The sequence below is a fragment of the Thalassobacterium sedimentorum genome (assembly GCF_031127905.1).
Lineage (GTDB): Bacteria > Verrucomicrobiota > Verrucomicrobiia > Opitutales > Coraliomargaritaceae > Thalassobacterium > Thalassobacterium sedimentorum.
Map to the genome: position 1 here is coordinate 1 of NZ_JARXIC010000026.1, position 12,510 is coordinate 12,510.

Sequence of the window (12,510 nt, forward strand, 5' to 3'; positions counted from 1 at the left end):
TACAAAGACACACAGCAAGACTCAAATCCATTGAACACCACTATCGAAAACAGAGATGAACCGCCTACATCTCGTAGTTTAACAATGTAGAAATAAGTAGAATATCTTCGCTTACTTGAGTCTTTGTTGATTGTATGTGAAATCCATATGTGATTTGACTTGGAATTAGCTTTTGCTTTTTTGCAATGAGTTGATTGAATGAAGCAGGTAAATGGCTAATACAGGTTCAGTCACAGATTCAATTTTCAGTGCTCAAGAGAAAACAGTCTCTGAGCGCGATCTTGATTGGGCAATTGTCCAGCGTGTGCAGGCCGGGAATGTGGGTGCCTTTGACCAGTTAGTGCAGAAATATAGAGAACATATTTTTTCGGTCATCTATAATATGACCAGCAATCGCGAGGATGCCTCCGATTTGACTCAGGATACTTTTATTAAAGCGTTTCAGGCCATTGGCCGTTTTAAAGGAAAATCGTCGTTTTTCACTTGGATTTACCGCATCGCCATTAACACCACGATGACATTTCTTAAGAAACGAAATCGTCGTCGGTTTATCAGTTATGAAAAAATTGATGAAGAAGTCTCTAATTCTGAGATATTTGAGCGCTTGACGGCTAAGAATCGTTCGGAAAAAGGAGCTTTAGTGAGTGAATTACAGGAAAAATTGAACGATGCGCTGCAAAAATTGTCTCTAAAGCATCGAACAGTGGTTATTTTACATGAAATTGAAGGCTTGGAGCATGCTGAGATCGCAGAAATTACTAAAACTTCTGTGGGAACTGTGCGTTCTCGGCTGCATTATGCCAAACAGCAACTTCAGTCGTACTTACAAGAATATATCGGTTAGCAACTACGTTTGAGTTACGCTATTTTTCTCATCAATTACCTATGGTAGATATTAACAACGCCCAAGATAAAGAAGTTAAAGTCGAAGATTTGCTCCGCCTGAAGCGGCAGGAAAAGCCTGACGATGCATTTTGGAATGCATTTGATTGTGAGCTACATCAGCGCATGCTTCAAACTTTGGTTAAGAAGGATCCTTGGTACGTGCAAATCCTACGTGGAGCCTCGGGGCGCATCGCGCAAATGTCTGCAGTGGGAGCTGCGGCTGCTTTTCTTGCGATGATGATTGTGCGACCAGCATTTGTAGAGCTGTCTCAACCTGTGATTGGTCCTGCATTGGCGGAGCAGATTCCTGCTGATGTGCGTACGGCGCCTGTCGAGGTCGCTATGTCTGATTTCGATTCTGCATTCACGCCGGATTATCAGTTGGATGCAATTACTGCTGGTGTAGATGCGGGCTATACTCAAGAGTTTGCGCACGACACATTTGAAGTTGTTGGCTATGACAGTGCAGCCTACGTTGCGGATACGGCTACTTTTGCTGGCACTGGACTGGCGACTGGGCTGGTTTATTAGATAAGCGTGATGCGATCTTGGTTTATTCGGATTGGGCTGTCGCTAACCTGTTTCGTTGCTGGTCTGTGGGGGAACGGTGCTGAGGCTTTGGCGTTGCAGGGGCGCTTGCTTGAGGTTTATGAGCAGAATAAAGATGCAGTCGTGCGTGTGAAAGCGGCGTATGCGGGGGCTGAAGTCGAAGGGAAGCAGCAGATCGCTTTGCGAGTGGGAACTGGTTTTTTTATTAGCAATGAGGGCCATGTGCTGGTCAGTGCGAGTCGGGCTGCTGGAGCCGATCGCGTATGGATTGAGTATCAGGGGCGCCCCTATGCCACGGAGGCTGTTGGGCATGATCGTTTGACGAATATTTCGGTTTTGCGCGTGCTGGAGCCACCGGCTGATTTTTCCATCATTAAATTGGACCCCTCCGAGCCATTGCCTGCGACGGGATCTATTGCGATTGCGATTACTTGTCCTTTGGATTTTGGGCCGACTCCAGTCATGGGGCTTTTTACTGGTATCGAAAAGAAATTGGGTAATAAGGTTTTTCCTACCAGTTATATTCGAACATCGATTTCAGTGGATGGTGGGCAAGGGGGCTGCCCGATTTTAGATTTGAATGGACGGTTTATTGGCATGTCGGTTGCGTCGATAGTTGAGCTGGATGGTTCATTTTCATTGCCGGTAGCTGCGCTTGCTCGCGTGCGTGATGACCTAATGTTTTCCGGGCATATAATACATGGTTGGATGGGCTTTGAGGTGACATCTCAATTACTCGATGACGATTCGACCGGGGTTTACTTATCGAAGGTGATTGAGGATGCTCCTGCAGCTCAGGCAGGGTTGCAAGCTGGGGACCAATTGGTTTCGATCGCCGGTCGTTCAATTGGCGACGTGTTTGATGTGCCAGATGCTTTCTTTTTCACGCGTGCCAATCAGTTTACACCTGTGGAGGTGCTTCGTGAGGGGAGCCTGCTTAAGCTTTCGGTCAAGACATTGCCCCGGCCTGAGAAGGATCCTATCATCGCGACTGAAGCGCAGGCTGAGGTTCAAGCGGATATGGATGCAGTTAAGCCCTAGCGATGCTGGTGTATTTGCTGGTGTATTGTTAGTGAGCAAGACCCCGCAGCCTATCTGCAGGGCTCGCTGTTCGAGAATGCTAAATGGTTCTTACCAGGTGTATTCGACGGTGTAGGAAACCGTTTTTGTGGTTTCAGCTGGGATAGTCACTGGGAACTCGATGCTTTGGGCATTTGTTTGGGTGAATGCGTCGCTGTGCTTTTCAATTGTCCAGTTTGAGCCTCGATAGAGGTGTTCAATGATTTGCACTTGGACTGATTCTTCGCTGCGATTTCGGACTTCAATTTCGAAGGTTTCTCGCATCATGTTGCGGCTTGGATGCTTGTAAAATTCTGTGCATGTGCGTTCTCCGACGAGGTCAAAGGCATTTCCGAGATAGACGCGAATTGTCTCGTTCTTGGGGGTGTGATCGATGGTATTTTCACCGGTAAACTCTAGTTGGCCATCGCTATCCATGCGGTAAAAACGTGCTTTACCTGCTGGGAGTGCGATGCCTAGACCGTTGGCATCGCTGTTCTTAAAATCACGATAAATGGCAACGTCTGGCTGCGTGTTCTGCCCATAGTTTTGGTTTGTATTGACACCGCCGTAATAACGTGTGCCACCAGAGCCGTCGTATACGTAGAGCTTATTTGTGGTCACTTTTTCAGCGCGTACGAACTCAACTTGTTTGGTTTCGCTGTCCCGTAATGTTGTTTTGAGTGGTAGCGAATACATGTGAAACTCGTCAAACTTTTTGGTTTCGACTTGAGGGGCATCTGCGTACGACTTTGCCATGGCCATTTCCATGACTTGACCCCTTAGCTGAGCCGAGGGTTGTACTTTATTGACGTCGCCGGCGATGAGTTTGATGGCAGCATCCTGAAAGCTGGTTCCTGTATTGTTATCGATAGAGATCCAGCCGGTGAGCGTAACTTCATCACCCTCTTCAGGTAAAACTAGATTGTAATCGGATTTCCAAGACATGCCATAGGTTAGGTAGCTGAGTTGTGCATCGAATTGGGCGGCCGCGTCGGAGTGAAGCTTCCAGGAGAGAGTGGGCTCTAGGATAGAGTCGTCGCCTAGGCTGGGAAACAGTGGGGTGCCTGGTAGGCGTGTCATTAATAGGCCATCGACTTGTATGATCGGCTCCAGCATTTGTTGCTGTTGGTTGCCGTATTGATTGGTCGTGGTGGCCAGTGAGGGGGCGCGAATGATTGTGCCTTCTTGAATGACTTCTTTACCGTCCACAGTTTTAAGGAAACGGATTGTTTGGCCTTGGAACATTTGTAGCAGGCGCTGTTGGTCGACTGGGTCGCCGCGGTAGCTTTGTTCGACAACACTGATGGCAATTTGGCCGGTAGGATCGCGTAAGATGACGGATTCGGGCTCGAGTTGCGAGGTGACACCACTGTAGTTTTGTTGATTGATCCCTTGTGTCAGCTCAAGTGGGACGGTGTCGCGCACGACACCGAAGTTGCCATTGTAAACGGTGATTGCTGTGTGCGCGGATAGTGAAGTGGCACAGGCAATTAGTGCGGGGAGGAGGGCTATGGATTTCATGGGCTATATAGACTCGTTTAAGCTTCAACTGTTTCGGCTAAATCACACAAAAACTCAATCATCTCTTCGAAGCGCTGGCGAACGGCTTCGTTGCTAATGAGGCCGAGTTCAGTATACACCAGTGTGCCATTGCCAATATATAGAGAGCCTTTGCTGTTCTTTAATGATCTCCTTAGCCAGTTAAGCGCTTTCTTGCCTAGTATCGCTTTGAGTTGCTGGCCGTGGTTGCTACGTACATCTATTGCCTGATCGAAGGAGGCGTCGCCACTTTGCCAGCGGGTCATGCCGCCACTGTCGCGCTGTTTGAAACGACCGATGATCCCTGCTGCTGTGAATTGTGCGCGTAGGTCTGGGTTTTTTAATTCGATTTTTAGGACCGTTTCAATTTGCCGCGTATTTTGCAGGCCTTTGCCGGGCACCGATAATGAGAGTTCGCGTCCACGGTAGATCCCGTAGGAGGCTGGTTCGTTACGGACGAACCCAAGCAGTTTGCTCTCTGGAATTGTGACTTCTAAGTTTAGTTTTTCACTGATTATGCGGTATTGAGTGATGATTTTGTCCGAAGCACTTCGGAGTATGAGCCAAAAGGTGGCAGCGACGGCGACGGCGAGTGCTATGATAAAGGCAATTTCAGTTCCCATGATATATAGAAGTATAGTCTCAGCTTCTTGGTGCGAGTTATTAAAGGTAAAATTAGCTCAGTGTATTACGAATGTGGCTGTGGCACCATGCCACGAATGGCTTGAGATTCTTTTAATATTTTTAAGGTTTACTAGGCGCAATTGAGACTCAATCTTATCTAAAGAGCCATGGAATTCCGTAAAGTAGAGAGCGCACCGATGGATGCGGTAGGAAGTGTTCCCATTGTAGGACATGAGGATTTGTCATATTGTAAGATTTGGCAGTTCGAAGGTACTACGATACCGGCTAGATCTAAACAGCCGCACCGACATCAGGTGATGGAGTTGTTATGGCTGCAACAGGGGGACGCGCATTTTTATAGTGAGACGGGCGAGTGGCGAGTCTCGCCTAGTTCTTTAGTATTGGTGCAGCAGGGGCAGGTGCATGCGTGGGATTTTTCAGAAGATGCGCGCGGTTATGTAATTGTATTTGATTATGAGTTAATCATCCGTGCAGGTTATACCACTGATGGCTTAACCGAGCTGCTTTTCTTGAATGCGATGCTTTATTCGCCAGTGGCGCAATTAAGTGCGAGTGTCGCTGAGGAGGCTGATTGGCAATGTCAGTGGTTAATGCGGGAATATAGATCCGATCAAGCGTATCGAGAAAAAACGATGTGTGCGCGGTTGAAGCTTTTGTTAGTGCATTATAACCGATATTTCCAAGGGCAGGCTGAGCTGAAGCAGGGGACAGCAGTCAGAGTGACGACTCACTTTGTGTCGTTGCTGGATCAGCATTATCACGCGCAGCATAGCTCGCGCTTCTATGCGGAGCAGCTGGGGATTTCGACTTATTTACTGGAGAAGCACGTGCATGCCAGCACGGCGCAATCTCCGATGCAGTGGATTCGGAAGCGCTTGCTCTTGGAAGCACAGCTCAGGCTTCAGCGTCCAGAACTGAGTATTGCGGAGATTGCCTATCAGTTGGGCTTTAAGACTCCCTCTAACTTTGGGCGCTTTTATAAGAAAATGATGGGGCACTCGCCCGGCGATGCACGTCGGGTCGGCAAGCGCGTGACGCGTCGTGAGCAATTGCAAGGTCTGTGTGTGTGCCTGGGCGAATTTACCCGCTCTTTGGGGATTTTGGACATTCCTTTGGGTTTTTGAATATAAATGTGGCTGGACTTAACCTTAGAGACTGAGTCTCAATAGCGTCTTATGCAAGCTAAGCAGATCAACGATTCAAAAATAAATGTAGCCAGAGTGTTGGCGCTGGGGGGCATCTTTGCCTCTGGCACAGCATTCTCTGAGGAGGTCCCGGCGATGGATCCTGTCCAGTTCGAGGAGGTGGTGATTTCCGCTTCTGGATTTGAGCAGGACATTACCCATGCTCCCGCCAGTATTTCTGTGGTTTCCAGGCAGGACTTGGAAGAAAAGCGAGTCAACTCGTTGGCAGAAGCTTTGTCTGAGGTTGAGGGGGTCGACGTGAGTTCTTCGGCTGGAAAGACGGGTGGTCGCGAGATCAGTATTCGCGGCATGCCTAGCGACTACACTTTGATTCTAGTGGATGGGCGTCGTCAAAACGTCGCAGGTAATGTGACGCCTAATGGTTTTGGCTCGACCTCGACGAGCTTTCTGCCGCCGGTATCCTCGATCGAACGGATTGAGGTGATTCGCGGCCCAATGTCTACGCTCTATGGTTCCGACGCGATGGGCGGTGTGGTCAATATCATCACTCGCAAGGTCAATTCGGAGTGGGGTGGCAGTTTGACTACGGGCGGCACCATCCAAGGCGATAGCGATTTTGGAAATACGTCCACCAGTAACTTCTATTTCAGCGGTCCTTTGATCGAAGAAACCCTAGGCCTGACTTTGCGCGGAAGCTATTATAAGCGTTTTGAGTCGGATCTAGAATATACAGATGACGCGGGGGATCCGGTAGAAGTGAGTAAGCGTGGCCCCAGTCCCGTGGAAGCCGATATTTATACTTTGGGCGGTCGTTTGACCTATATGTTAAACGAAGATCACGACCTATGGTTTGATGCGGACATCGCTCGTCAGAGCTACGACAATAGTGAGGCTCAATTGGGAACTTTGGGCGTTCGTGGCTACGAGGATGAGCTTCAATTCAACCGTGAGCAATATACATTGGCGCACACTTGGCGCTATGATCAAGGTCAGCTGGACTCCAGCTTGATGCACAATGCGACAGAAACCATCGGTCGCGTCCTGCCCGCGGGCACGGCTAATGTCGGTGGTCCACGTGAGTTGGAGAATACTAATATCGTCTTTGATACCAAGGCCGTTTATAACCTAGGATCGCATCGTGCGACACTGGGTGGCCAATGGTGGGATGCCGAGATGATCGACGGGGTCGCGGATGCGCCTTACGAACACACGCAATGGGCTTTGTTCCTTGAAGATGAGTGGCACATTCTGCCGGATTTGGCTCTGACCTTTGGCGCGCGCTATGATGATCACAATGTTTTCGGCTCACAAGTCAGCCCACGTGCCTATGCTGTGTGGTCTGTCACCGATCAGTGGACGGTGAAGGGGGGCATCAGCTATGGCTACAAGGCGCCACGTCTGGATCAACTTGCGGACGGTATTACTGGCTACAGTGGACAGGGCACGATTCCCCTGATCGGTACGCCGACTTTGACGCCGGAAACCAGTGTCACACATGAAGTGGGCGTGGTTTATGACAACCTCGATTGGGTGCGCGTGAGTGCGACAGTCTTCCACAATCAGTTTGATGACAAAATCGCCAATGGCCCCGGCTTGCTGAATTGTAGCTGGGCGGGGGATCCGAATCGCCCCGGTTGCGTAGATTACGGCAATTGGCCCAATGTGGACGAATTCAGACAGACTGTGAATGTCGATGAAGCGATGTCACAAGGTTTGGAGCTTTCCACTACGATTCAGTTTGCTGAAGACTGGACCTTGACCGCCAATTACACTTACACCGATAGTGAGCAGCAGAGTGGTGATTCCAAGGGAGATCCACTCTACGACACACCCGAGCATATGGTGAATGCCCGCTTGCGCTGGAATACCACCGATAAGCTCTCGCTCTGGTTGAGCGGTGAATACCGTGGAGAACGTTTCCGCAGCGAGGGTGCTGCGAAAGATGCTCTGGGCGACTATAAAGCCTATGTGCTCTTCCATCTCGGCGGTGTGTATCAGCTCTCTGAGAATGTGACATTGAACGCGACTATCAACAATTTGTTGGATAAGGACTTTGTCGACTATCAGGCCTACGATGACGGTGGCAGCACCAGCTACTCGAACGTCTATAGCAATAACGAAGAACCGCGCCGCCTCTGGCTCTCCGCGACTTATACTTTCTAAATCTATATCCATACGTCCAATCAGATAGCTCCCGCGGGTCGCAACGACTCGCGGGGGCTTCTTTGCATTAAACCGTCAACACACTCCTAAACTGACGCACATGAAATTGTTCACGCTTATGATAGCCTTTGCCGCGGCTGCGCTGATGTTGCCTCTCTCGACTGTTGCAGATACAGTGGACCCATTGTTGGGCGCCCCGTTTGCCTTACGCGAGCGGCCTTCTTTCGGCGAAACGAATGCACCGGTGGTCGTTATCGAGGCGCGAAGTTTTCGTTGTCAGCATTGTCGTCAATTTCAGAAGAGCATTTTTCCCACTCTTAAGGCGGAGTACATCGATACTGGCAAGTTGCGCTGGGTGATGCTGGATTTGCCGGAAGATCCCGAAAAGGACGAGAGCCGTTTCACCGCTTACGCACGCGCCGGCTTGCGCAGCGGGCAATATGCGGCTGTGGAGGAAATACTAGTGGAAAATGGCCGCAAGCCGGCCTATCGTTTGGATAGTTTGCTGCGGAGTCGTGATTCAGTGGACTTTCCCGCTCTCGAGGCGGCCTTGGATTCCGCTGCACTGCAAGCCGAGCTCGCAGCCGACCTAGCTGAGGGGCAGCAATTGGGCCTGAAGACTTTGCCAACTTTTATTTTGCGCAAGCGCCAGCCCGACGGGACTTTCTTGGAAGCACGCATCGACGGGGTGGGTGACTTGGCCTATTTCCGGCATGTGCTGGATGCCGCCTTAAAGACGGAGGGCGCGCAATGACTTGTCTGCGCCGCTTTCGAACACGGCTGATGCAACTGCGGCCTGCACGTTTGCTTATGCTCTGTGCGCTGGCACTGTTGGCTGGGCTGGCGACGGACTGGTTCAGTGAGCAGCGGATATTTTTCCCGAGAAATGACTTTCCGGTCTTTCAAACATTACCAGCGGCTGGGGGCGCGCTAGAGCAATGATGCATGGGGGCACAGCGCACCGCTGGAGCGTGCGCATACTCCGCATACTGCTTGCTGCCGTCTTTGCTTGGTCCGCGGTGGCGAAGCTGCAGGATCTGTCCGGATTTCATGCGGCGCTGCTTGCGTATGAACTGCCCATCCCAGACCGAGGGCTGCGTTTGATTACCTTATTCGTGCCTTACTTGGAGGGAATCTTGGGGCTGGCATTGATTGCAAACTTTTGGCCGGAAACTGTCAGGCCGGCGGTTTGGGGGCTCTGCTCATTATTTGTTGTGATCTTGTTGTTGAGTGCGGCACGGGGCCTGGACATCCATTGCGGTTGTTTTGGAGGTCGCGGTGCGCCGTTGGCAGTGGCTTTGGGACGGGCGGGGCTGCTGTGTGTATTGGCTTTCTGGCTTGTCTTGCAGCCGTCGCGCTTACATGCGTCGCCAAAGAAGAATTAATTATATGAAAGCTAAGAAACGTCGTTGGAAAGCACAGTTGACTAAACAGCTGTATCTTTGGCATTGGGTCAGTAGTGCGATCGCACTGGTGGGCATGCTGCTCTTTGCCTTTACCGGCATTACACTCAATCATGCCGGCAGCATCGGCTCGGAGCCGGAGGTGTATGAACAGGATGCTCTATTGCCCAGCGAATTACAGGCAGACTTAGCGGCCGCCACAGATAGTTTGCCCTACAGCGTGGTGCGTTGGATTGAGGAGGAGTTTGACCTGTCGGTGGCCCATCAGTCCAGTGAATGGTCGGAGTATGAGATTTATGTGAGTCTGCCGCGTCCCGGCGGGGATGCTTGGTTGCTGATCGACCGCGAGAGTGGGGAGGTGATGTATGAGCGCAGCACGCGTGGGATGATTGCTTATTTAAATGACCTGCATAAGGGGCGAAATACCGGTTTTGCCTGGTTCGTCTTTCTCGATGTATTTTCCGTGGCGACGATCATTTTTTGTATGACAGGCTTCTTCCTCTTACTGGTGCATGCCAAACGACGCCCGAGCACCTGGCCGTTGATTATCTCGGGATTTCTGCTCCCGTTCATTCTCATCATCTTTTTTGTGCACTAAATCATTATGAAAACCAAAACACAGAGCGCGCTCAAAGCGGCGCTACTTTCCACGGGTTGTTTGCAATCGACGGCAGCCCTGCAACTTGAAACCACGATCGAGATTCCCCGTCTGTCGGTGGCGGAATACCATCGACCCTATGTGGCGGTCTGGATCGAAGATTCCGACCGTAAGGCGGTGGAGAATTTGTCGGTGCTCTATGATGTAAAAATGAGCAATGACGAGGGGGAAACCTGGCTCAAGGACCTGCGTCAATGGTGGCGTAAAAGCGGTCGCTCACAGGATATGCCGATTGATGGCGTCAGTGGTCCAACACGTCCCCCCGGCATCCACCGCATCGTCTACCGGCAAGGCGAGAGCGGCTTCTTTAATCTGCCCGCAGGCAATTACGCCTTCGTGGTGGAGGCCTCACGCGAAGTGGGCGGCCGCGAAATGATCCGCATCCCCTTTGAGTGGGATGGCCAAAACTTGCCTGAGCTCAGTGCCCAAGGATCGCGTGAACTCGGCACTGTCACTTTTAAACTACAAACCAATCCAGAAAGTTAGTTATTATGAATAAACGATATCAAAACGCTCTCAGTTGTTTCCTCGGCCTGGCGCTGGCTGCTTCCACTGCCAGTGCGCACCGCCTATGGTTGCTGCCTTCGTCTCATGTGCTCTCGGGCACGGACCATTGGGTCACCGTGGATGCGGCGGTGTCGAATGATCTCTTCTTCCCTAACCATGTGGCACTCTCGCCGGAGTCGATTCAGATCATCGAGCCCGATGGCGAATTCGGCACGATTGAAAATGCCATGAAGGGGCATATCCGTGGCACTTTTGATTTCCATGTCAGCAAAGAAGGCACTTACCGAGTCTTGAACCAGCGCGAGGGCTACTTTGCACGCTGGACAGAAGACGGCGAAGGCAAGCGTATGCGCGGCGATTTGGCCGAGCTGAAAGAAGCCGGTGTGTTTGCGAAAGAAGGCGTCGCTGTGATGAAGAGCCTCAGTCGCTTGGAAACTGCGGTCACGGTGAACAACCCCACCGTCGATGTTTTCGCTAGCACTGGCGAAGGCATTGAATTTGTGCCAGTGACCCACCCGAACGATCTCTTTGCCAATGAGACCGTCACCTTTGGATTCTTGCTCAATGGCGAGCCTGCGGAAGGTCTGGAAGTCGAAGTCGTACGTGGCGATGATCGCTACCGCGATGAGCCCGGCCTACAAACCTTGGTGACGGATGCCGAGGGGCAAATCGAAATCAGTTTTGATCAACCAGGGCGTTACTGGTTGGACACTAGCAGCAGTGAGGATGCGGGCACGCTCGAAGGCGCTCCCTTGTCCTTGCGCTATGGGCTAACGATGACTTTTGAGGTCTTGCCTGAGTAATCGCGACAGCGCGCTGCAGAATCGCCGATGACTTCATCTGCTAAATCGGAGCGCACTGTGCTCATTCCCCCCGAGCTCGATCCGGACGCGCTGGCATGGCCCGCGGCGGATGCCGGAGTTTGGGTGCTCGGGGGGAATACGATGGGCACGGTGTGGCAACTGCGCGTGCCAGAGGTGGCGCATACCTCGCCCACGGAATTACAGCGGCGGGTGGAGGCAGTCTTTCAGCGAGTGATTCAAACGATGAGCCCTTGGGAGCCCGCATCGGATCTTGCGCGTTTGAATGCGGCATCAGCGGGTGAGCGCGTGAGCGTGGATGCTTGGACCGGGCGGGTCCTGCGCCGTGCACTCGCCTACGCGGCCCAAACCGACGGCGCCTTTGATCCGACTGTGGCCCCGCTGGTGAATAGCCTCGGCTTCGGTCCGCAGATCGTGGACGCCTCGTCCGCAGAGTGTCGCAGGGAGGCCCAGCGTCAGCTGAGACGACCCTCGTGGCAAACGATTCAAGTGGAAACGGACACTCAGGTGCTGTGCCCAGGCGGCCTGCACTTGGACTTATGTGCGATCGCCAAAGGCTTTGCCATTGATCAAGCAGTCGAGGTGTTGCATACGATCGGATTAAATAGTTATTTATTAGAAGTCGGGGGGGAGGCCTTTGCCCGCGGCTGCAAGCCAGATCGCCAGCCATGGTGGCTGCTGTTAGAGACGCCCAGCCAAGAGGAGACGGGGGCGACCGTTCCCGAAACCGTGCTCGCATTGTGTGGCGAAGCGGTGGCCACTTCCGGAAACTCACAACGTCAACGCAGCGATGCCAGCGGCAGCGTCGGACACATTGTAGATCCACAACAAGTCGATCTACGCGATGGCGAATTACTCAATGTAACAGTCGTGCACACGCACTGTATGGATGCCGACGCCTTGGCCACCGCACTCTTTGTGAAGGGCCGCAAGCAGGGGCTCGAGCACGCCAATGCGCATGGGATCCGAGCACGTTTTCTCTCACGAGTCGCCAGCGGGCGCTTGAAAGTGAGTTATTCGCAAGCGCTGGCGGCATATTTGTAAACTGTAGCTTCCTTTAGGTTGCGTGTTTTTGTCCTGTGTGTCTGCGATACGCGACCGTACGCAGAAGGTAGAGACGAAAGATTCCTGCT

General features: G+C 51.8%; 13 protein-coding genes. 11 read left to right on the top strand and 2 right to left on the bottom strand.

What is annotated here, in order from left to right:
- The first annotated feature begins 211 nt into the window (after positions 1–211).
- The 3 genes from QEH59_RS13890 to QEH59_RS13900 are packed head-to-tail and all read left to right on the top strand — an operon-like array spanning position 212 to position 2,475.
- Positions 212–844 (top strand): sigma-70 family RNA polymerase sigma factor, encoded by a 633-nt coding sequence (locus QEH59_RS13890; protein WP_308985977.1) that lies wholly within the window; start codon positions 212–214, stop codon positions 842–844.
- 41 nt (positions 845–885) lie between these two features.
- A complete protein-coding gene (locus QEH59_RS13895) occupies positions 886–1,416 on the top strand; it encodes a hypothetical protein (protein ID WP_308985978.1) in 531 nt (176 codons plus the stop codon).
- 9 nt (positions 1,417–1,425) lie between these two features.
- Positions 1,426–2,475 (top strand): S1C family serine protease, encoded by a 1,050-nt coding sequence (locus QEH59_RS13900; protein ID WP_308985979.1) that lies wholly within the window; start codon positions 1,426–1,428, stop codon positions 2,473–2,475.
- A 90-nt stretch (positions 2,476–2,565) separates the two neighbouring features.
- Here QEH59_RS13900 and QEH59_RS13905 read toward each other — a convergent pair whose 3' ends face one another.
- Positions 2,566–4,017, bottom strand: coding sequence for a DUF4139 domain-containing protein (locus QEH59_RS13905; RefSeq protein WP_308985980.1), 1,452 nt, complete (start codon positions 4,015–4,017; stop codon positions 2,566–2,568).
- A gap of 17 nt (positions 4,018–4,034) precedes the next feature.
- Entirely contained in the window at positions 4,035–4,658 is a 624-nt protein-coding gene (locus tag QEH59_RS13910; RefSeq protein WP_308985981.1) for a hypothetical protein, read from the bottom strand.
- Positions 4,659–4,826: 168 nt separating this feature from the next.
- Between QEH59_RS13910 and QEH59_RS13915 the strand changes: the two genes are divergently transcribed.
- The 8 genes from QEH59_RS13915 to QEH59_RS13950 all read left to right on the top strand — a co-directional run bounded on the left by QEH59_RS13915 (position 4,827) and on the right by QEH59_RS13950 (position 12,421).
- A complete protein-coding gene (locus QEH59_RS13915) occupies positions 4,827–5,804 on the top strand; it encodes an AraC family transcriptional regulator (protein WP_308985982.1) in 978 nt (325 codons plus the stop codon).
- A gap of 51 nt (positions 5,805–5,855) precedes the next feature.
- A complete protein-coding gene (locus tag QEH59_RS13920; RefSeq protein WP_308985983.1) occupies positions 5,856–7,988 on the top strand; it encodes a TonB-dependent receptor domain-containing protein in 2,133 nt (710 codons plus the stop codon).
- 100 nt (positions 7,989–8,088) lie between these two features.
- The gene (locus QEH59_RS13925; protein ID WP_308985984.1) at positions 8,089–8,742 is read left to right on the top strand and encodes a thioredoxin domain-containing protein; all 654 of its coding nucleotides are present in this window, start codon (positions 8,089–8,091) and stop codon (positions 8,740–8,742) included.
- A gap of 217 nt (positions 8,743–8,959) precedes the next feature.
- Positions 8,960–9,373, top strand: a complete 414-nt coding sequence (locus QEH59_RS13930; protein WP_308985985.1) for a MauE/DoxX family redox-associated membrane protein — start codon at positions 8,960–8,962, stop codon at positions 9,371–9,373.
- Positions 9,374–9,377: 4 nt separating this feature from the next.
- Positions 9,378–9,989 (top strand): PepSY-associated TM helix domain-containing protein, encoded by a 612-nt coding sequence (locus QEH59_RS13935; protein WP_308985986.1) that lies wholly within the window; start codon positions 9,378–9,380, stop codon positions 9,987–9,989.
- A 6-nt stretch (positions 9,990–9,995) separates the two neighbouring features.
- Positions 9,996–10,535, top strand: coding sequence for a DUF2271 domain-containing protein (locus QEH59_RS13940; RefSeq protein ID WP_308985987.1), 540 nt, complete (start codon positions 9,996–9,998; stop codon positions 10,533–10,535).
- A 5-nt stretch (positions 10,536–10,540) separates the two neighbouring features.
- Positions 10,541–11,359, top strand: a complete 819-nt coding sequence (locus tag QEH59_RS13945; RefSeq protein WP_308985988.1) for a DUF4198 domain-containing protein — start codon at positions 10,541–10,543, stop codon at positions 11,357–11,359.
- Between the two features lie 27 nt (positions 11,360–11,386).
- On the top strand, positions 11,387–12,421 hold the full coding sequence (locus QEH59_RS13950; protein ID WP_308985989.1) for an FAD:protein FMN transferase: 1,035 nt from the start codon (positions 11,387–11,389) through the stop codon (positions 12,419–12,421).
- The last annotated feature ends 89 nt before the right edge of the window (positions 12,422–12,510 follow it).